The 19,383-nt window shown below is 39.9% G+C and carries 18 protein-coding genes; 14 read left to right on the top strand and 4 right to left on the bottom strand.

The genetic code is table 11. From position 1 onward, the window contains the following. Window positions 1-35 precede the first annotated feature (35 nt). The 3 genes from HMPREF1195_RS03270 (at window position 36) to HMPREF1195_RS03260 (ending at window position 4,818) form a co-directional block, all read left to right on the top strand. Window positions 36-1,235, top strand: coding sequence for an MFS transporter (locus HMPREF1195_RS03270; protein ID WP_023918280.1), 1,200 nt, complete (start codon window positions 36-38; stop codon window positions 1,233-1,235). 116 nt (window positions 1,236-1,351) lie between these two features. After that, window positions 1,352-3,079 (top strand): ABC transporter ATP-binding protein, encoded by a 1,728-nt coding sequence (locus tag HMPREF1195_RS03265; protein WP_023918279.1) that lies wholly within the window; start codon window positions 1,352-1,354, stop codon window positions 3,077-3,079. Next, window positions 3,076-4,818 carry an ABC transporter ATP-binding protein gene (locus HMPREF1195_RS03260; RefSeq protein WP_023918278.1) on the top strand — a complete coding sequence of 581 codons (1,743 nt, stop codon included), beginning with the start codon at window positions 3,076-3,078 and terminating at the stop codon, window positions 4,816-4,818. Before HMPREF1195_RS03265 ends, HMPREF1195_RS03260 begins: the two co-directional genes overlap by 4 nt. Before the next feature lie 347 nt (window positions 4,819-5,165). Here HMPREF1195_RS03260 and HMPREF1195_RS03255 read toward each other — a convergent pair whose 3' ends face one another. Beyond that, entirely contained in the window at window positions 5,166-5,906 is a 741-nt protein-coding gene (locus HMPREF1195_RS03255) for an amino acid ABC transporter ATP-binding protein (protein WP_023918276.1), read from the bottom strand. Continuing rightward, complete coding sequence (locus HMPREF1195_RS03250; RefSeq protein ID WP_023918274.1) at window positions 5,906-8,089, bottom strand: amino acid ABC transporter substrate-binding protein/permease; 2,184 nt, start codon at window positions 8,087-8,089, stop codon at window positions 5,906-5,908. The genes HMPREF1195_RS03255 and HMPREF1195_RS03250 overlap by 1 nt, the downstream gene beginning before the upstream one ends. 261 nt (window positions 8,090-8,350) lie before the next feature. Between HMPREF1195_RS03250 and HMPREF1195_RS11370 the strand changes: the two genes are divergently transcribed. After that, window positions 8,351-9,289: a CPBP family intramembrane glutamic endopeptidase gene (locus tag HMPREF1195_RS11370; RefSeq protein WP_023918273.1), complete on the top strand. Its 939-nt coding sequence runs from the start codon at window positions 8,351-8,353 to the stop codon at window positions 9,287-9,289. A gap of 102 nt (window positions 9,290-9,391) precedes the next feature. Here the strand turns inward: HMPREF1195_RS11370 and HMPREF1195_RS03235 are convergent, their stop codons facing one another. Together HMPREF1195_RS03235 and HMPREF1195_RS03230 are read right to left on the bottom strand one after the other, a co-directional pair. Further along, window positions 9,392-10,468 carry a sensor histidine kinase gene (locus HMPREF1195_RS03235; protein ID WP_023918271.1) on the bottom strand — a complete coding sequence of 359 codons (1,077 nt, stop codon included), beginning with the start codon at window positions 10,466-10,468 and terminating at the stop codon, window positions 9,392-9,394. Beyond that, on the bottom strand, window positions 10,453-11,124 hold the full coding sequence (locus HMPREF1195_RS03230) for a response regulator transcription factor (RefSeq protein WP_023918269.1): 672 nt from the start codon (window positions 11,122-11,124) through the stop codon (window positions 10,453-10,455). Before HMPREF1195_RS03230 ends, HMPREF1195_RS03235 begins: the two co-directional genes overlap by 16 nt. Before the next feature lie 158 nt (window positions 11,125-11,282). Between HMPREF1195_RS03230 and HMPREF1195_RS03225 the strand changes: the two genes are divergently transcribed. The 10 genes from HMPREF1195_RS03225 (at window position 11,283) to HMPREF1195_RS03180 (ending at window position 19,380) form a co-directional block, all read left to right on the top strand. After that, window positions 11,283-11,993 carry an ABC transporter ATP-binding protein gene (locus HMPREF1195_RS03225; protein ID WP_023918267.1) on the top strand — a complete coding sequence of 237 codons (711 nt, stop codon included), beginning with the start codon at window positions 11,283-11,285 and terminating at the stop codon, window positions 11,991-11,993. Window position 11,994: 1 nt separating this feature from the next. Beyond that, window positions 11,995-12,807, top strand: a complete 813-nt coding sequence (locus tag HMPREF1195_RS03220; RefSeq protein WP_023918265.1) for a hypothetical protein — start codon at window positions 11,995-11,997, stop codon at window positions 12,805-12,807. Further along, window positions 12,788-13,477: a hypothetical protein gene (locus HMPREF1195_RS03215; protein ID WP_023918263.1), complete on the top strand. Its 690-nt coding sequence runs from the start codon at window positions 12,788-12,790 to the stop codon at window positions 13,475-13,477. The genes HMPREF1195_RS03220 and HMPREF1195_RS03215 overlap by 20 nt, the downstream gene beginning before the upstream one ends. A 262-nt stretch (window positions 13,478-13,739) precedes the next feature. Next, window positions 13,740-15,728, top strand: a complete 1,989-nt coding sequence (gene uvrB, locus HMPREF1195_RS03210; RefSeq protein WP_023918262.1) for an excinuclease ABC subunit UvrB — start codon at window positions 13,740-13,742, stop codon at window positions 15,726-15,728. Window positions 15,729-15,742: 14 nt separating this feature from the next. Continuing rightward, a complete protein-coding gene (locus HMPREF1195_RS03205) occupies window positions 15,743-16,240 on the top strand; it encodes a GNAT family N-acetyltransferase (protein ID WP_023918260.1) in 498 nt (165 codons plus the stop codon). A 93-nt stretch (window positions 16,241-16,333) separates the two neighbouring features. Continuing rightward, entirely contained in the window at window positions 16,334-16,957 is a 624-nt protein-coding gene (locus tag HMPREF1195_RS03200; RefSeq protein WP_023918258.1) for an NAD(P)H-dependent oxidoreductase, read from the top strand. Between the two features lie 499 nt (window positions 16,958-17,456). Next, on the top strand, window positions 17,457-17,888 hold the full coding sequence (locus HMPREF1195_RS03190) for a hypothetical protein (RefSeq protein WP_023918254.1): 432 nt from the start codon (window positions 17,457-17,459) through the stop codon (window positions 17,886-17,888). Between the two features lie 26 nt (window positions 17,889-17,914). Beyond that, entirely contained in the window at window positions 17,915-18,385 is a 471-nt protein-coding gene (locus HMPREF1195_RS03185) for an 8-oxo-dGTP diphosphatase (RefSeq protein WP_023918252.1), read from the top strand. Window positions 18,386-18,538: 153 nt separating this feature from the next. After that, window positions 18,539-18,679 (top strand): hypothetical protein, encoded by a 141-nt coding sequence (locus HMPREF1195_RS11210; protein WP_003001697.1) that lies wholly within the window; start codon window positions 18,539-18,541, stop codon window positions 18,677-18,679. After that, window positions 18,676-19,380, top strand: a complete 705-nt coding sequence (locus tag HMPREF1195_RS03180) for an ATP-binding cassette domain-containing protein (protein ID WP_023918250.1) — start codon at window positions 18,676-18,678, stop codon at window positions 19,378-19,380. The genes HMPREF1195_RS11210 and HMPREF1195_RS03180 overlap by 4 nt, the downstream gene beginning before the upstream one ends. Window positions 19,381-19,383 lie beyond the last annotated feature (3 nt).

Here is a 19,383-nt window from a genome sequence, read left to right as displayed (position 1 = left end):
AAACACTTATATAATCTATTGAAAGAGGAAAAACAATGTTTAAAAGAACTTACAAACGCAATATTTCACTCCTAGCAGGTCTGGAATTTACATCTTATTTTGGTATCACCAGTTTTTGGATTCTCTTTTTTATTCAAAATGGCCTTTCCTTACTACAAATCGGTCTATTAGAGAGTATCTTTCATGGGACGAGTCTCTTGTGTGAGATCCCATCTGGTATGTTAGCCGATCGCTTTAGCTACAAGACCAATCTCTATTTAGCTCGCTTGTCCAGTATTGGATCTTCTATCTTGATTTTATTTGGTCAGGGGAATTTTTGGATCTATGCCATTGCTATGATGGTCAATGCTTGGTCTTATAATTTTGACTCAGGGACCAGTACGGCTTTCTTATTTGATTCAGCGGTGGAAGCGGGCCAAAAGGACCGTTATCTTCAGATTTCTAGCTTTTTGTCTGGTGTGGCCGAAGTCACCCGAACGTTAGGAACAGTGGTGGCAGGCTTCTTTATTCACGGAGCATTGGCTTGGACCTACTATATTTCCATTGGCCTTTCCTTGCTTTCCATTCTATTGATTTTTCTCATGAAGGAGCCAGAGAGCAAGAGTGATGAACGAAGTCACTTGACCTTAAAGCGGATATTGGAGGTAGTGAAACAAGAATGGCAGGACAAACCAGTCTTGTTTTACTGGATGCTCACCTATCAGTTGGTAGGGACCATCATGTGTATGTTTTATTTTTATTACCAACAGAAAATCAGTGACTTAGCCAGTTGGCAAGTTTCTCTTATTATGTTGATTGGTAGTGGATTCAATCTCTTAGCGGTTTATTTGGCCAGTCAAATCGGGAAAAAATGGAATAGTAATCAAGTCTTTCCGATTCTGGTTGCACTGACAGGGTTGGCCTTGCTTTTGGTAGGTTTGAAGACTCCATTCGCCTATCTGAGTGTCTATCTCTTGACCAATGCCCTTTATGCCGTTTATCAACCCATCTACTACAATGATTTACAAGCTTATCTGCCTTCTAGTGTGCGAGCAACCATGCTGAGTATCAATTCGATGATGTTTAGTCTATCTATGATTGTCATTTTCCCACTGACTGGTTGGTTCATTGATAGCTGTGGATTTGTAGCAGTCTTTCTTGTATTAGGCCTTATAACGCTTTTCTCTTTCCCTCTCTTGATGTTTGGGTTGGGGAAAATGGGTAAGACCTTAAGCAAGGTAACAAAGAAGGAATAAGATTTCTGACCTTCATCTGGTCAGTATTCAACTCTCTCTGCTCTGCAGGGAGAGTTTTTTTGTCAGTTATAATTGTGGTAAAATAGGTATATCCTATTTAAAAAGAATTGAGTTGTATGAAATCATTATTGAAGTATTTTAAGGGCTATCTATGGGAAACTTTTCTAGGGCCCGTGTTTAAGCTTTTAGAAGCTATTTTTGAATTGTGTGTCCCCTTAATCATCGCCCACTTAGTCGATCAGGTCATTCCGAAAAAGGAAACGAGCGCAGTGGTGATGACGGTCGGTGTTTTGTTTTTATTTGCGAGCTTTGGTGTCGTCGTAGCTATTACGGCCCAGTATTTTTCTTCTAAAGCAGCTGTCGGCTTTACCCGCGAGATGACCAAGGATTTGTATGAGAAGATCTTATCACTTCCAAAGGACAAGCGCGATAGGATCGGGACTTCTAGTTTGGTAACCCGTCTCACTTCTGATACCTATCAAATTCAGGTTGGGATCAACCAATTCTTGCGCCTCTTTTTGAGAGCACCGATTATTGTCTTTGGTTCTATCATCATGGCTTTCACCATCAGTCCTAAACTAACCCTTTGGTTCTTGGGGATGGTGGCGATTTTAACCTTGATTATTGTGATCATGTCTCGGATTGTCAATCCTCTTTTTGCCAAGATCCGGAAAATCACAGACCGAATGGTCACAGTGACGCGTCAGCAATTTCAAGGGATGCGGGTGATTCGGGCCTTTGGACAACAGTCTAGTGAATTAGAGGACTTTAGAGAGGTCAATCAGGACTACAAGATCTGGCAAATTCGCGCTGGTATCTGGTCTAGTTTGGTCAGTCCCTTGACCTTCCTTGTGGTCAATACGACCTTGGTTTGTGTCATTTGGCAAGGACAATTGAATATCTCTGCTGGTCTTTTAACCCAAGGGATGTTGGTCGCTTTGGTCAATTATTTATTACAAATTTTAACAGAATTGATCAAACTGGCGATGCTGGTCACGTCTTTAAATGTCAGCTATATTTCAGCTAAGCGTGTTCAAGAGATTTTTGATTTGAAGGAAGAAGACCTCTTAGAAGCTCTGCCAGAAGAAACTGCAAGAGAGCAAGAAGCGATCAGCGCACAGAAAGTTACTTTCACTTATCCAACGGCTTCAAGCCCAGCTCTAGAAGATATTTCCTTTGATCTGGATCATGGACAGATGTTGGGAATTATCGGTGGTACAGGATCTGGGAAGTCTACCCTGGTTCAGTTATTGAGTCATTTGTATGCCGTGAGTCAAGGGAAATTATCCCTCTATCATCAAGGTCACTCTCCTAAAACTCTCAAGGAGTGGCGGGAGTGGGTAGCTGTTGTCCCACAGAAGGCAGAGCTCTTTAGAGGAACCATCCGCTCGAATCTCTTACTTGGAATGGAAGAAAATCTATCGGATGAAGATTTGTGGTGGGCGCTAGAAACAGCTCAGGCGGCTGATTTTGTCCGTGAAAAAGAAGGACAACTCGATGAGCCAGTGGAAGCCTTTGGTCGAAATTTTTCAGGCGGCCAACGCCAGCGGTTGACAATTGCGCGTGCCCTTTTGAAGAAGGCTCCTTTCTTGATTTTGGATGATTCAACTTCTGCCTTGGATTATTTGACGGAAGCTCGTCTCTTAAAATCGATTAAAGAAGAATTGAGTGATACGAGTTTGATCTTAGTATCACAACGAACCAATAGTCTCAAGTCTGCTGATCAGATTTTGGTCTTGAACAAGGGTCATCAAGTAGGACTGGGGAATCATGATTTCCTTTTGTCTACCAATGAGATTTATCAAGAAATTCATTATTCACAACACGGGAGGGAGGAAGCATGAGTCAAAAACGTTCTAGTTATTTAAAACGTCTGTTTAGAGATTTTGCTCACCATCCCGGGCTCCTGATCCTAGCTAGTCTTGGAACCATCGTTCAAGTGGCCTTAACGGTCTGGTTACCGATCCTGATCGGACATGCGGTTGATTTAGTCATCAATCCTCAAGGGATGACAGTCTTATGGCCTGTTTTGATCAAAATGGTTCTGGTCATTGTGGCCAATACCCTGATCCAATGGATCAATCCTCTTGTCTACAATCAATTGGTCTATCGGTATAGCCAAAGCCTGAGAGCAGAAGTGATGGAAAAAGTACACCGCTTGCCCTTGTCTTATCTAGATAAACAAGGGAGCGGAGACTTTGTCAGTCGTCTCACGACCGATGTAGAGCAACTCAATAGTGGTCTTCTGATGGTCTTTAACCAGTTTTTTGTTGGCCTCCTAACCATTCTTGTCACCATCGTGACCATGGCAGAATTGGATTTCTTTATGATGGTGGCGGTTCTTGTCTTGACCCCATTATCTCTCTTGATTGCTCGTTTCATTGCCAAGCGTTCTTATACGCTTTTCCAAAAGCAGACCAAGGCGCGTGGTCTTCAAACTCAATTGATCGAAGAGTCCTTGACCCAGGAAAGCTTGATCCAGTCCTTTAACGCTCAGGATCAATTCCGTAAGGCTTTTAAGGGGACGAATGAAAGCTATGCCAATTATTCCCAATCCGCTGTCTTTTATTCTTCAACTGTCAACCCTGCCACTCGCTTTGTGAATGCCTTGATTTATGCAGTAGTGGCTGGATTTGGTGCTGTACGCATTATTTCGGGATCTCACTTTACTGTTGGTCAATTGGTGACCTTCCTCAATTATGTCAACCAATACACCAAGCCCTTTAATGATATCTCCTCTGTCTTGTCAGAACTCCAAAGTGCCCTTGCCTGCGCAGAGCGCTTGTACAGCGTCTTGGATCAAGCTGAGGTCGAAGAGACGGGGCAACGGGTCCTGGAAAGTCAGGATGTTAAAGGTGCGATTGGTTTTGAACACGTCGCATTTGGCTATGATTTGGGGCGGACTTTGATCAAAGATTTAACCATTCAGGTTCCAGCTGCCAGTAAAGTGGCCATTGTAGGGCCTACAGGAGCTGGAAAGTCGACCTTGATTAATCTGCTCATGCGTTTCTACCCTGTTAACTCTGGAGAGATCACGATTGATGGGGTGCCAATTACGGACTACACCCGTGCTTCTTACCGCCAACAGTTTGGTATGGTTTTGCAAGAAACCTGGCTCAAGGTCGGGACCATTCATGAAAATATCGCCTTTTCTCGTCCAGATGCAACTAGAGAAGAAGTCATAGAAGCAGCCAAAGCAGCCAATGCAGATTTCTTCATTCGGCAGTTGCCACAAGGGTACGATACCTATCTTTCAGATGCTGGAGAGTCTTTATCTCAAGGACAACGCCAACTCTTAACGATTGCGCGGGTTTTCCTTTCAGTTCCTAAGATTTTGATCTTGGATGAGGCGACATCCTCCATCGATACTCGGACTGAGGTCTTGATTCAAGATGCCTTTAATCAACTCATGAAAGGACGGACCAGCTTTATCATTGCTCACCGCTTGTCGACCATTCAAAATGCCGATATGATCCTTGTCATGGTGGATGGCGATATTGTTGAGCATGGCACTCATGAAGAGCTAATGGAAGCGCAAGGTGTGTACTACAAGATGCAGACAGCTCAGCAACAGATTAGTTAGAATGTAAACAAACCATTTTTAATGTAAAATAAGTATAGTGATTCTGCAAAGAAATAAATATCTACCCAATTTGTATAACGAATTAAGAGAACATTAAAACTTTCCGCGGTGAGAAAAGTGCCTGAAACAATTTAGTTTCAGGCACTCGGGAGTTTTGAAACTTTAGGTTCAAAACTAAGTCATGGAACTTCGTAGAAGTTCGCTGACGTCCGTACTCACCTAAGGAAAGTTTTTAATATGTCTTTATCTTCAATCTAAGCATTTTCAGATTTGAAAATACTTTTTTCGTCTAAAAAAACATCTAGCAAAATTGCTAGATGCTTTAGGAACCACTCGTTTTTATCTTTTTAAACGTTTAGAACCTTATCCAAGAATTCTTTTAAACGTGGATGTTGTGGGTTGTCGAAGATTTGGTCTGGTTTGCCGTCTTCGAGGAATTCACCGTCTGCGGTAAAGATGACGCGGTTGGCTACTTGGCGGGCAAATCCCATCTCGTGGGTAACGATGATCATGGTCATGCCTTGCTCAGCCAACTCTTTCATAACGTTCAATACATCTCCGACCATCTCAGGGTCAAGGGCAGAAGTAGGTTCGTCAAAGAGCATAATATCTGGATTCATGGCAAGTCCACGTGCGATAGCCACACGTTGTTTTTGACCACCGGAAAGGCTGTTTGGATTGGCATCGGCTTTATCTGCGAGTCCAACTTTTTCCAACAATTCCATACCGACTTTTTGAGCTTCTTCACGGGTCATCAGTTTGTGCTCTACTGGCGCAAACATGATGTTTTCAAGGACGCTCATGTGAGGGAAGAGGTTGAAGTGTTGGAAAACCATCCCGATATTTTCACGGACCAAATCAACATTGGTTTTTGGATCGGTTAGATCATATCCATTAACTGTAATTTGACCTTTTGTAACTTCTTCGAGGAGATTGAGACTACGAAGGAAGGTCGATTTACCAGAACCAGACGGTCCGATAATGCAGACCACATCCCCTTCGTAGAATTTTGCTGAGATTCCTTTTAAGACCTCATTTTCACCATAGTATTTGTGGAGGTCATGGACATCAATTTTTAATTTAGCCATTAGTTAACCTTCTTTTCTAATTTTTTTGCAAATCGTGTTAGCAAGGTGATAATCACGAGGTAGAAGACGGCAAGGATCGCATACATCTTGAAACTTTGATAGTTTCGAGCGATGATAATCTTACCAGTTTGGAAGAGTTCTACCAATCCGATCGCAGACACAATAGTCGTATCTTTCAGGGCAATGACGAATTGGTTAACAAAGTTTGGAAGCATGAGTTTGGTTGCTTGTGGCAAGATGATCTTGCGCATGGTTTTGCCATAAGAGATCCCCAGGCTTCGGCTGGCTTCCATCTGTCCAATCGGTACAGCTTGGATCCCTCCTCGAACAATTTCTGCAATATAAGCAGCCGCATTGAGAGAGAGGGCAATGGTACCTGCGACAAAGTCGTTGATTGGGGATTGATGACCTGTGACCGATTCAATCAAGTTTGGAATTCCCCAGAAGATGAAGGCAGCAAGGATCATGAGTGGGATCCCGCGAATAACATCGACAAAGATTTCTGCTGTCCAGCGGAGCCATTTATAAGGGCTAACACTAAACATCCCAAAGATAACACCGATCACCATAGCAATGGCGAAGGAGAGAAGTGCAAGGGCAAGAGTCACACCCAAACCACTTAACAATTGTTTGTAGTTGTTTTGAAGTAAGCCCCAGATCGTTGTTTCATCTGCTGTTGTACTTGAAGTACTTGATTTGCTATCTGCTTTAAGGTATTTATCGAGAATCTTTTGGTATTGACCGCTTTTCTTCAAGTTTGCAAGACCGTTATTGAACATTTCGATCAATTCAGGATTTTCACCCTTCTTAACGGCAAATGCTAGTTGACCACTTGGAGTTCCTTCGATAGGTGTTTTGAATTTACGTCCATGTTTAATAGCGTATTTGATAACAGGTTCGTCATCCATGATCGCTGCGACAGAACCAGAATTCAAACTATCGTACATAGAAGCTCCGTCAGAGAAGGTTTTGATCTTGTAACCATATTTCTTTTGGTTCTTTTCAAGGAAATTTTGTGAGGAAGTACCGTTTTTAACACCGACTGTCTTTCCTTTTAGGTCATCATATGAATCAATCTTGCTGCTTTCTTGAACGGCTAGAATAGAATTGGCCGTGTAGTATGGTTCAGAAAAATCAAATGTTTCTTTCCGAGCATCTGTTACGGTCATCCCTGCGATCATTCCTTGCGCATGGCCGGATTGGACATCACTTACCGCTGCGTCAAATCCAGGATTATTAATCTCGATGGTAAATCCTTGGTCTTTGGCAATAGCCTTGATCAAGTCCATATCGATCCCTGTGTATTTGTTTTTTCCATTTTGGAAGACAAATGGTGCAAAAGATGAGTCACTTGAAATTACATATTTTGATTTTTTAGGAGTTGCTTTTTGACCGGCAGGAGTAGTGGTTTCTGGAACGGCACTGTTACTTGATGATTGGCTTTCACCTGTCCATTTCTTGATGATCTCATCAAGTGTTCCATCAGCTTTCATTTGAGCGAGAGCCTTGTTAAATTCAGTGATCAACTTTTCATGATTTCCACCTTTTTTAACACCAAAGGCAAAGCCACCGACTGCCTCCCCGTCCATATTGATAGCTAGGTCCTGACCCTTTTGGATGGCGTATTGAATAACAGGTTGGTCATCCATGACTGCATCCACTGCACCAGCTGATAAACTGTTATACATGAGATCACCAGTATCAAAAGTCTTGATCTTGTAGCCGTACTTGTCCTTGTTTTTATCGAGGAAGCGTTGGGCTGCAGTTCCGTTTTTAACACCGACTGTCTTCCCTTTTAATTGGCTGTACTTCGTGATTTTGTCAGCTTTCGTAGTCGCAATGACAACTTTTGTATCATAGTAAGTATCAGACATGGTGAAGACTTTTTCACGCTCGGTTGTTTTGGTCATTCCGGCCATGATGGCATCCGCTTGACCAGCTTGAACTGCGTTGACCGCTGCATCAAATCCAGGGAAGGATTTGTCCAAATCCCAGCCATTGATTTCAGCGACCTTGTCCAAGATCTCTACGTCAATTCCTTTATAGGTTTGATCTGAATCCTTAAATTCAAACGGTGCATATGCTGTGTCGAAAACGACCTTGATCGTTTCAGCATGAGCATGACCAGCGAATGCAACGATTGGAAATAAGAAAAGCAAACATGCTAGTAATTTTTTCTTCATTTCTGTCTCCTTCTAATTCTTTCTCTTAGGGGATTTGACCCATGAGCACATTGACCAAAGGATGGCCTTAAAAAAACAAATCATTCATACCAAAACGAGTATGAATGGTCTTATGTTTTTCTACAAAAGCTATTATATCATAAAAGACTTTGCTTTGCAAGAAAAATCGAGTTTTCATGTTAGGTTTTCTAACATGAAACGATATTGCGGCTCTAGATTTTCTTTGCTACAATGGACCTATCAGATAAATGGAGGTTGATCATGAAGAAAGGAAAGATGATTCAGGATATAAAAACTAACACCTCATGGCCAGTTCTTATTTCTACACTATTTTATGTATTATTAGCATCTCTCTTTATAGAAGGAGGTCTTTGGATTGGTAGTGAACTTGTGGGGCCATTTTCCTTAGTGATAGGTTTTCTAGTGGAGTTCTTTTCGCCAGGAAATGGGATAGCAAGTATTCAAGAATTTTTCTACCATTATCTTCTCTATTATGAGCTTTTCAGTTTTGTAATCATACTATTTCTCTTTATTTTTTGGGTGAAGGTCATAGAGAAGAATGCTTTATCAAGCTTAGGCTTTGTAAAAAGAAATTGGCTCAAGTATCTAGTCTGGGGGATCATGATTTCACTTGTTCAAATGGGAGTGATCGCGCTTGTCTACCAAGTCAGTGGCATCGGGTCTTTTGTGTTAAATGAGCTCAGTTTAGAGCCCTTGCTTTTTATCCTAGGATTATTTCCATTTTGGCTCCTCCAAGGGGGGACGGAAGAAGTAGCGACGCGAGGTTGGCTTCTGACTCGGATTGCTGCAAGAACTAATCTGCCTTTAGCGATCGCGATTTCTAGTAGTCTCTTTGGCATTCTGCATATGGGAAATGCAGGAGTGACCTTCTTATCCGTTCTGAATATCATCCTCGATGGAGTGCTGGCTGGTCTGCTTTTTATCTATACGGATAGTATCTGGCTAGTGGTCGCCCAACACGGAACTTGGAACTATGTACAAGGAAATCTCCTTGGTTTTCAAGTCAGTGGCACAGGCGCAGATGCGTCTATCTTTAGTTTTACCATGGGAGATGGACCTGACTGGTTGACCGGAGGGGCATTTGGAGCAGAAGGATCAATCATCACCACTCTGGTTCTTCTTGTATCCCTAGTGATTGTCTATCGCTTAGGGGAGAGGAAAGAAAAGTTTGATGACTAACCTCTGTGTAATGTCTGAAAGTCATATATGAAAAAGACAAACACCAAAAATGACGTTTGTCTGCCTTCTGAGTCGAACACATATTGATGAGTTCGGCTTTTTCTATATAATAATGGGAATGATTAGCTTGACTTGTGCACCATTATGAATATTTTCTAAATGCATAGTTCCATTATGAAGTTTCATGACGCGTTTCACGAAAGATAAACCAAGTCCAAAGTGACTTTCTTGAGAGGGTGTTCTTGCTTGGTCCTCTTTATAGAAAAGATTTCCAGCATGGTGTAATACATTTTTTGAAAAAGTAGATTGATTATTCCATATGGTTAGAACTAATCGATTATTTTCTTGTGACATTGTTAGCTGGATCTTTGCATCATTTTCTTTTTGATGTTGTATTGCATTATTAATAATATTGGTGATTGCTCGAAAAAATAGATTGGAATGAATGGCAATTTGTGTTGATGGAGTTACTGTATTTGAAAAAACAAATTGTGTACTTCTAGGGAGTAACGGAGTAATATGTTCCTTCAATTGATGAGTTAATTGTTGAATCGATATATTTTCAAGTTGAATATCATGGTCGTAAAAGGTTTTGGAATATTGGATAAAGTGGTTAAAATAATCGTTTAACTGAATGCTTGCTTGCTCAAGATCTTTTAGACATTCCATTGTTTGAGGTGTTTGCTCAGTGGATTGTAAGAATTCAGCATTTCCTCTGATAACAGTTAGAGGGCTACGAAGATCATGTGCAGCGCTAGATACTTGAAACATGAGTTCTTTTTTTTGATCTTTTTCATTTTGAATTCTATTTTTTATATCAGATTGCATTTTTTCAATCAGATCGTTTGTTTCAATGAATTCTTTAATCTGCAAATGGTGATGTTCATTTTTGGTGAAATATAGTCCACTATGATAAACCATGTTCATTTCTTTTTGAATCTTGGTTAATAATTGTCTAATATTTATTACAATGATAAAAATTAAAATGATGCAAAGATAAATCCAAGAACTGACGCTAAAAAATAAAGCAAAGCGATTAGCATTTTTCTCATTGATTCCAGATACAGAAGATAGAAGAGCTGGAACTATGTAAAAAAGTATCAGACATAGAAGAAATTGCCAAATGATTTTAAGGTAGGTACGCTTAATGAGTTGCTTGATCGTCAATTCTTTTTCCATTTGTATCCTCCTCCCCATACTGTTTTGATTGGATCAATTTGATGAGTTTTAAATTTTTGTCTAATTTGATAGATGTATTCGGTGATTGACCGTAGTTGAGCATCAGAGCTTACAGGATAAAGATAATTGTAAAGTTCTTCTATGCTAAATATTCGGTTTTCATTTTTTGCTAAAAGATAAAGTAAATCAAACTCTCGCTTGGTTAATGAAATTCTCTTTGATTGATAATAAACTTCTTGACTATCTCGATAAAAAGTTATATTTGAATCCATCTCTTCTTTAGAGGCGTTGTGAGATCTTTCTTCCCTCCGAAGATGCATTTGAATTCTTGCAATCAATTCCTTTATGCTGAATGGTTTTGTGATGTAATCATCGGCTCCGGCTTGTATTCCTTTTAGTAAATCTTCTTCAAAATCTTTAGCTGTTAGAAATAGAATTGGAGTAGTAATTTGTGAACGAATGGAACGACAGATTTCTAAACCAGAAATAGGCATCATGACGTCAAGTAAAATTAGATCGAATCCAGTAAAGTCACAGATATTAATCTCCTCTATATTTTTACGAGTTTCCACGTGAAAGTTGTTCGCTTTTAATGTATTCGCTATTAATCGTAAGATTTTTTCATCATCGTCAATGGCTAAAATTTTATACTTCATAGTTCCTCCAATTATATGAGCATATTATAGCAAATCTAGAATGCAATTTGTTGAAAATGAAAAAAATAATTATTCTGAGAATTTCCTGATTTTCTCCTGTTATACTTGCTCCAAGTGAAGGTGGAATTTCACTAAAAGTCAGAAAGGAAAAAGAATGAATGATAACAATTCAAAAGCTACATAAGGAATATAATAATAAAATTGTCCTTCAAAACGTGTCTTTCAAAGCCAAAAAAGGTGAGATTACCGGATTGATTGGACCGAATGGATCTGGAAAATCAACTTTAATTAGAATTTTACTTGGTTTAGAAAATAGTCAAATGGGAATGGCGTTGATCGATGGAAAAAAATACTCTCAATTGGGAGATAATCCTTTTTGTATTGTTGGATCATTCCTAGATAGTTGTCAACCTTATCCAACTAGAACAGGATTTCAGCATCTTCGGTGGATTGGCTTGGCTTGTGGCGTTGACAAAAATAGGTGCAACGAATGTTTAGAGTTGGTGGGGTTAAGTGAAGCTAAAAATAAAAAAGTAAAAGACTATTCATTAGGAATGAAGCAACGTCTTGGTTTAGCAACAGCCTTATTAGCAAATCCTGACATCTTAATTTTAGATGAACCAATCAATGGACTAGATCCAGAAGGAATACGCTGGGTACGCAATTTTTTGCAGTCTTTTGTCAATGAAGGTAAGACTGTATTAATGACAAGTCATTATATGAGTGAGTTAGAATTAACTGTAGATCATTTGGTTGGGATTTCTAATGGGAAGATTGTTATTGATGCTCCTACCAAAGACATTTTGAAACAGTTTGGATCTTTTGAGGAGGCATATTTTAAGGCACTCGAAGGGAAAGAAGGTGAATAATATGTTGAAGCGTTCCTTTTTTAGTGACCTCTATAAATATTGTAGTTTACCTACTTTTAAATTCACTTTTTTTCTTATTTTGGGAGTCAGCATATTTTTTTCAATTCAAAATATCCAGGTGATAAATGCTTTAGTAGAAGGAAATGGACAGGCTGTTAACCTTGATCCATCTATGCTATCATCGAATCCAGTCTATACAGTCAGGGATGCTCTTTTATCTTCCCCCTACCAAGCAAGTGTTATTTTCTTACCAATCTTGGTTTCACTTGTTTATTCAACCCATTACCAATTTGGTGATGATAGTTTTACTCAGTTATTGATTCCTAACTGGAAAGTTCGTCTTACTGGTTTTATTGCAAGTTCGGTTGTCTTATCGATACTTTCTACTTTAGTATTTTCTATAGTAAATGCTGTTGTTTTACTCGTTTTTCTGGATTCAACTTTAAAGAATTATTTAGAATTGACTTTGTTCTTAGATGTTACGGTAAGAGTTATGATATTTGCAATCGTTCTTACTCTATTAGCTTTACTCTTAGTAATAGTAACGAAAAAATCAATGACTTCATTAATTGCAGACGTTTTGTTATTGGTAATCACTTTATCAGGTATTTTAAGAGGAATTTCCTCTAAAATAGAAAATCTCTTGCCTTTGATTGGAGCAAAGTCATTTGCTTTTGGCCGAATTGAAGGGACTCAAACGAGCCAATTGTATGGATTTACACTTTTAGTAGTTGAAGGGATCTTGTTCTTGGTATTCATAATGCTTGTAGAAATGATTCGAATGAGGAGGAAGAATGGCAAGAATATTTTTTAGTCTTATTGTCAAAAAATATAGTTTAAAACCCGTAAAGTACCAGATAGCTATACAGTCACTTTTTATAGGTTTTGTGTGTCTCTTAGGTGTTTTACCAGTTTCAATCAATGATACTGTTGTACAATTATCTATAAAGCAAGCTCTTGTTTTTGCATCAATGCTCTCTGTTAGTATTGGGTGTGTTAATGCATTTGTTGAGTTACAAGCTCACGAAACAAAACTGGTTTATTTGGTAAGCGGAAAAAGGATCTTAAGTTCAATTAGGATCCTGTTCGTAGAGTTATGTGATGTACTAATCCAATCAACCTTATATTTCATTGTACTGCTTGTATGGTTTCATTTTTTTAGTAGCGAAAATGGTGTCAGTTTAGAACTTTTCAGTTTCTATTTGATTGGCTCCATCCAATATTTTTTAATTTCTTACTTCTTAAGTTATTTTTTCAAAAGTCCAATGGGGAGTTTAGCTATTTTGCTGCTATTTCCTATTTTGGTACAACCATTCATAGAAAGAGTAGTGGAACCATTGACTAGTTATCTATTTTATAATATTGTTGCGGATACCATTTTAGGTAGTGCTTCCAATTTGCAACTCTGTACTTACGTTATTGGACTTGTATGCTCATTTGGAGCAACTCTCTACCTCTTGGTAAGGAATCAAGAAGTTAAGTAGTAAATTGATCACGTAAAAACAATACTGATGAGCAAACCTTGCTAATTTTGTATATCATGGACACTGATGTTTATTACGTATTGCATTGTTTTAGAATAAAAGACAAGACTTTCGAAGTAATTGCGAGAGTCTTGTTTAGTTTTCGCTCTAATTTGTGTCCAATTAATTATTTTGTAATATGTTGTTTTCCCTTTCATTCCTCATCTCAGAGAATTCTAGTGATTTATGGTAAAATAAGGTCTATATATGTGAGGACAAAGAGATGATTAATCGAGTAACAGATAACAAATTTATACTAGTATCCAAATACCAACCGTCTGGGGATCAACCGCAGGCTATTGAGCAACTGGTGGATAACATCGAGGGAGGAGAAAAGGCTCAGATCCTGATGGGGGCGACTGGTACGGGGAAGACCTACACCATGAGCCAGGTCATCGCTCAGGTCAATAAGCCGACCTTGGTCATTGCCCACAATAAAACCCTAGCAGGCCAGCTCTATGGAGAGTTCAAGGAATTTTTCCCTGAGAATGCGGTTGAGTACTTCGTATCTTACTACGATTACTACCAGCCAGAAGCTTATGTGCCCTCTAGCGATACCTATATCGAAAAAGATAGTTCGGTCAATGATGAGATTGACAAGCTTCGTCACTCAGCAACATCAGCATTGTTAGAGCGTAACGATGTGATCGTTGTCGCTTCTGTCTCTTGTATCTATGGTTTGGGTTCTCCCAAAGAATACTCGGACAGCGTGGTCAGCCTGCGCCCAGGTCTGGAGATTTCTCGTGATAAACTGCTTAATGACCTAGTGGATATCCAGTTTGAGCGCAATGACATCGACTTTCAACGGGGGAAATTCCGTGTTCGGGGAGATGTGGTCGAGATTTTCCCAGCTTCGCGCGATGAACATGCCTTTCGGGTTGAGTTTTTTGGAGACGAGATTGAGCGGATTCGTGAGATTGAAGCTCTGACTGGCCAAGTTCTGGGAGATGTGGACCACTTAGCCATTTTCCCAGCCACTCACTTCGTGACCAATGATGACCATATGGATGTAGCCATTGCCAAGATTCAGGCGGAACTAGAAGAGCAGTTGAAAGTCTTTGAAAAAGAAGGGAAGTTGCTAGAAGCTCAACGCTTGAAACAACGGACTGAGTACGATATTGAAATGCTACGGGAGATGGGTTACACCAATGGGGTCGAAAACTACTCTCGTCACATGGATGGCCGGAGTGAAGGAGAGCCTCCCTACACCCTCCTTGACTTCTTCCCAGAAGATTTTCTTATTATGATCGATGAAAGTCACATGACCATGGGACAGATTAAGGGCATGTACAATGGAGACCGCTCGCGCAAGGAGATGCTGGTCAACTATGGTTTCCGTTTGCCGTCTGCCTTGGACAACCGACCACTGCGTCGGGAGGAGTTTGAAAGCCATGTCCATCAGATTGTCTATGTGTCTGCGACACCGGGTGATTATGAGATGGAACAAACCGATACTATCATCGAGCAGATCATTCGTCCGACAGGTCTTCTCGATCCCGAGGTGGAAGTGCGTCCGACCATGGGACAAATGGACGATCTCTTGGGTGAAATCAATGCGCGTGTAGAACGTGGAGAGCGGACTTTTGTCACCACCCTGACCAAGAAGATGGCAGAAGACTTGACCGACTACTTCAAAGAAATGGGGGTTAAGGTCAAATACATGCACTCGGACATTAAGACTTTGGAGCGGACAGAGATTATCCGTGACTTGCGATTAGGTGTCTTTGACGTCTTGGTAGGGATTAACCTACTTCGCGAAGGGATTGACGTACCAGAAGTCAGCCTAGTTGCTATCCTTGATGCTGATAAGGAAGGTTTCCTCCGAAATGAACGTGGTCTGATCCAAACCATCGGTCGTGCTGCCCGTAATAGTGAGGGTCACGTCATCATGTATGCGGACACCATGACCCAGTCTATGCAAAAAGCCATTGATGAAACAGCTCGCCGCCGTAAAATTCAGATGGCTTATAATGAAGAACATGGCATTGTGCCACAAACCATCAAGAAGGAAATCCGTGATCTCATCTCTGTTACCAAGGCGGTGGCCAAGGAAGAGGACAAGGAAGTGGATATTACCAGTCTCAACCGCCAAGAGCGCAAGGAACTGGTCAAGAAACTGCAAGGCCAAATGCAAGAAGCCGTCGAAGTGCTTGACTTTGAGTTGGCAGCACAAATCCGGGATATGATGTTGGAAGTCAAGGCCTTGGATTAGATAGGATAAAGCGAATGAAGATTATCATTAAAACAATGGAAACTCCTGAGGAGATAGAAGGAAAATCTCTCGTTCATTGGCAAACGTGGAGAGAGGCTTATGACGATCTTTTACCCGCGGAATTTCAGGAGACGATGACATTAGATAGATGTCGTTTCTTTAGTCAAAAGTATCCAGAAAATACCTTGATTGCGATGGATGGAAAGAAGGTCGTTGGATTTATCAGCTATGGAAATTTTCGTGATGAGGCCATTCAAGCTGGTGAAATCATCGCCTTATATGTTTTAAAAGATTACTATGGAAAAGGTGTGAGTGAACAGTTATTGCATGCTGCATTTGCTGTTCTCGATCATTTCTCTGAAATTTATTTATGGGTATTGAAAGATAATAAGCGAGCCATTGCTTTCTATCAAAAAATGGGTTTTACTTTTGATGGCCAAGAAAAAATACTTGAACTTGGAAAACCTGTTAAGGAATTGCGGATGAAGTGTTCTTCGAATAAAAATTCCTAAAGGACCTATCTATCAATCTTTGAACCACTATCAATTAATCAAGTAAAAAAATAAAAGAGATAGAATGAACCAAAGAAATGAAGGAGAAGACGAATGAAAATTCTGGTCATCAACGGGCATCCGGATAAGGAAAGTTACTGCCAGGCTATTTTTCAAACCATTGTTGAAACTATTGACTCAAATCGCCACGAGCTTAAAGTGATAAGTCTCAATGATGAGGACTTTGATCCGGTCCTTCGCTACGGCTATCGAAAGCGGATGGAAGAAGATTCCTTTATCCTTCGTTCTCAAGAATGGATCCAGTGGGCGGATCACCTGATTTTTGTCTATCCCATCTGGTGGAGTAGTATGCCTAGCCTCATGAAGGGCTGGATTGATCGGGTCTTCACACCTGGGATTGCTTACTCGGCTAATGATCAGGGCAGCTTTATCTGGAATTACCTCAGAGGCAAGCAATTCAAGAAGTTGCTCAAAGGGAAAACAGCCAGTATTTATGCAACTTCGATGGCACCTACCTGGTGGTACAAGATTTTTTCAGGCCCTCTCAACATTCCAGATAGTTATGGTATCTCTGTTTTGAAGAATGCCGTCTTGAACCACTGTGGGATCAAAACCAAGCGCGTCTGCATTTTGGGTGAAGTCGGCCGGGATGTGAACACCGCTAGCATGCGGCAACACCATCTCCAAAAGGTAGCAGGAGAAGTGAAAAAACTCTGATCCTGTTCTTGTCTTTGTTGGGTGAGTTTAGGTAAGAAGTTGTATTCTAAACGGATGTTGGATAAAATAGGAATAAAATCTATAGGAAATAGGGTAAATAAATATGTTTCTATTTATGTATATGATCTATGTCATCTATTCCATTTCACAACTGAAAAGAGAAGATAAAAGGGTCTCTCTTTTTACGAAGATTGTCGTTTATAGTTTATTGGTTTTATCATTGGTTAAGATCTATTTCGGCTTAGTGGCATTTATATTTTCCCCTTTACCACTAATTGGTTCTATAGTTTCTTTTGCTCTTGGCGGTATGAGACTCGTTCTTAGAATAGTTATAGCTCTTAGCTTACTTTTATTATCGCTAAGTCTATTTTTAGATAGTAAAAAAAATGATCCGGATGCGCCTCTAATTGATCATTGGATTCGGTTGGGTTATCATATTCTGTTGATGTTTCTTTAGGAGATCCAGTTTAATCCAATTATTACGAAGGGGAGACCAAACATGAGAAATTATTTGAACATGTTTCGGATCCTGTATCTGATTCTGTTGCTTTTTGTTCTTGTGAACTTTATATTGAGCTTCTATGGTTATGCATTTACACCGCTCCTGTGGAATCCCTGGCTGTATCTTGGAGCTGTGACGGCTTTTAGTCACATCTGGTATCACTTCTATCGAAAACATGCTCCAAATTGGAAGAACTTTGTTAGTGTTCTTTTGAGTCTCTTTGCTATGGCGATTCTGGTATTTTTCATTGAGTTGTTCTTTACCTTTGATGGTCATGGTCCGGTTACGATTCACTTGGAATATTCGATAAAAGAGAAGACCATTGTCTTTGAGAGAGGCTTTCTTTTGGATATTTTTGATGAATACCATGAGCTGGTAAATCCCTTTGTGATGAAGAAAGAGGTAAAGAAAAAAGTTTATTTTGATTAATTGTTAACATTATAGAAAGGAAATTTATGTCACGCGAAACATCTACCATTTTAACAAATCTATGTCTGATTGAAGACTGTAAAACGAATAAAGTAGTCCTCCAATACCGCTCGCCAGAGCGCTACAAGAAATGGGCTGGCTATGCTTTTCCAGGTGGCCATATCGAAGAGGGAGAAAGCCTTGTAGAATCCGTCATTCGTGAAATCTACGAAGAGACAGGACTGACAATTACAGATCCAAAACTCGTCGCAGTCAAAGACTGGCCACAAGATGAGGGCGGCCGCTACATCGTCTTTTGCTACAAAGCGACAGAATTCACTGGCCAGCTCAGATCGTCCGAAGAAGGAGAAGTTTCTTGGGTTGAGAAAGACCAATTAGATCAGTTGGACTTATCCTACGATATGCTTCCTCTGCTGGAAGTGATGGAAGACCCAGATTTGTCCGAGTACTATTATCGTAAACGGACAGACGATGATTGGGAAAAATTAAGATTTTAAGCAAGGGGCTAGAGGTATCTAGCTTTTTTGCTTGTAAGGTAAAAGAAGAAAGAATATTCCATTCGTGCTTGAATCTGCTTAAAAAAAGTACTATAGTATAAGCATAAAATACAATTGTAATCATTCATACTGTGAATAGAAAGAAGGCAAGATATGAAATTACAATTTAGAATCCTTATAGGAATTTGCTTCTTGATCGGTGCCTTAGTCTTTGCCTTTCAAAAGGAATGGTTATACGCTTTGCTGTTGCTTTTAGTTGGGGCTTCTTACCTTTATAAAGGAGTGCGTCGATGAAGAGTGAGTGTTTAAACATTAAGGGGCTAAATGTTTGGTATAAAAAAGACAAGCCCATTATAAAAGACGTGAATTTGCTTGTACCCAATCATTCTGTAGTAGGGTTGATTGGTCGAAATGGAGCTGGGAAGACAACCTTGCTAAAAGCTTTAAGTAGTGTTTTTGATCATCGGCAGTATGCAGTTGAGACTGTTACCATTGAAGACAAGGTGACATCTTTTCATACGAATTTCTATAAGAGCAGTACCTATACAGTTTTTACTGAAAACAATAGTTTTTTAAACTGGGATTTTGTTCACTATTTTAATTTTGTCTGTCGTTTGTATCATCGAAAGAGAGATGAAACGTTATTGCAGGACCTGATCTCAGGTTTTCATTTTGAAGAATTTCTCAACACCGATATCGGTAGTTTGTCAACGGGAAATAAGAAGAAAGTCTTCCTGATCACAGCTTTTTATCTCAAACCTTCCCTCCTTATTTTGGACGAACCATTTGATGGCCTTGATTTTGATGCGACAGAATTTCTATATGGTTTGCTATTGCAGTATAAAGAAGAAGGCGCTATTCTGATGAGTTCGCATATAGCAGAGAGTATCGTTCGAGTCTGTGATACAGCTTATACTATTGAAGATGGTCACCTAGACGCGATCGATTCGAATTTAGAAGATTGGTTTCATGACGTCAATCGTCAGAGGGGGTAGAGC

It is taken from the genome of Streptococcus parasanguinis CC87K (genome assembly GCF_000507765.1).
GTDB classification, from domain to species: domain Bacteria; phylum Bacillota; class Bacilli; order Lactobacillales; family Streptococcaceae; genus Streptococcus; species Streptococcus parasanguinis_J.
Note: the sequence above shows the minus strand (reverse complement) of the source record. Positions and strands in the feature narration are given on the sequence as shown.

What these genes read in the sequence shown, in the direction of transcription:
- HMPREF1195_RS11210 (WP_003001697.1), top strand. Translation starts at nt 18,539, where the DNA reads ATGAAATTACAATTTAGAATCCTTATAGGAATTTGCTTCTTGATCGGT.
- HMPREF1195_RS03255 (WP_023918276.1), bottom strand. Translation starts at nt 5,906, where the DNA reads ATGGCTAAATTAAAAATTGATGTCCATGACCTCCACAAATACTATGGT.
- HMPREF1195_RS03200 (WP_023918258.1), top strand. Translation starts at nt 16,334, where the DNA reads ATGAAAATTCTGGTCATCAACGGGCATCCGGATAAGGAAAGTTACTGC.
- HMPREF1195_RS03270 (WP_023918280.1), top strand. Translation starts at nt 36, where the DNA reads ATGTTTAAAAGAACTTACAAACGCAATATTTCACTCCTAGCAGGTCTG.
- HMPREF1195_RS03235 (WP_023918271.1), bottom strand. Translation starts at nt 10,468, where the DNA reads ATGGAAAAAGAATTGACGATCAAGCAACTCATTAAGCGTACCTACCTT.
- uvrB (WP_023918262.1), top strand. Translation starts at nt 13,740, where the DNA reads ATGATTAATCGAGTAACAGATAACAAATTTATACTAGTATCCAAATAC.
- HMPREF1195_RS03250 (WP_023918274.1), bottom strand. Translation starts at nt 8,089, where the DNA reads ATGAAGAAAAAATTACTAGCATGTTTGCTTTTCTTATTTCCAATCGTT.
- HMPREF1195_RS03180 (WP_023918250.1), top strand. Translation starts at nt 18,676, where the DNA reads ATGAAGAGTGAGTGTTTAAACATTAAGGGGCTAAATGTTTGGTATAAA.
- HMPREF1195_RS03230 (WP_023918269.1), bottom strand. Translation starts at nt 11,124, where the DNA reads ATGAAGTATAAAATTTTAGCCATTGACGATGATGAAAAAATCTTACGA.
- HMPREF1195_RS03215 (WP_023918263.1), top strand. Translation starts at nt 12,788, where the DNA reads ATGGCAAGAATATTTTTTAGTCTTATTGTCAAAAAATATAGTTTAAAA.
- HMPREF1195_RS03265 (WP_023918279.1), top strand. Translation starts at nt 1,352, where the DNA reads ATGAAATCATTATTGAAGTATTTTAAGGGCTATCTATGGGAAACTTTT.
- HMPREF1195_RS03185 (WP_023918252.1), top strand. Translation starts at nt 17,915, where the DNA reads ATGTCACGCGAAACATCTACCATTTTAACAAATCTATGTCTGATTGAA.
- HMPREF1195_RS03260 (WP_023918278.1), top strand. Translation starts at nt 3,076, where the DNA reads ATGAGTCAAAAACGTTCTAGTTATTTAAAACGTCTGTTTAGAGATTTT.
- HMPREF1195_RS11370 (WP_023918273.1), top strand. Translation starts at nt 8,351, where the DNA reads ATGAAGAAAGGAAAGATGATTCAGGATATAAAAACTAACACCTCATGG.
- HMPREF1195_RS03220 (WP_023918265.1), top strand. Translation starts at nt 11,995, where the DNA reads ATGTTGAAGCGTTCCTTTTTTAGTGACCTCTATAAATATTGTAGTTTA.
- HMPREF1195_RS03225 (WP_023918267.1), top strand. Translation starts at nt 11,283, where the DNA reads ATGATAACAATTCAAAAGCTACATAAGGAATATAATAATAAAATTGTC.
- HMPREF1195_RS03190 (WP_023918254.1), top strand. Translation starts at nt 17,457, where the DNA reads ATGAGAAATTATTTGAACATGTTTCGGATCCTGTATCTGATTCTGTTG.
- HMPREF1195_RS03205 (WP_023918260.1), top strand. Translation starts at nt 15,743, where the DNA reads ATGAAGATTATCATTAAAACAATGGAAACTCCTGAGGAGATAGAAGGA.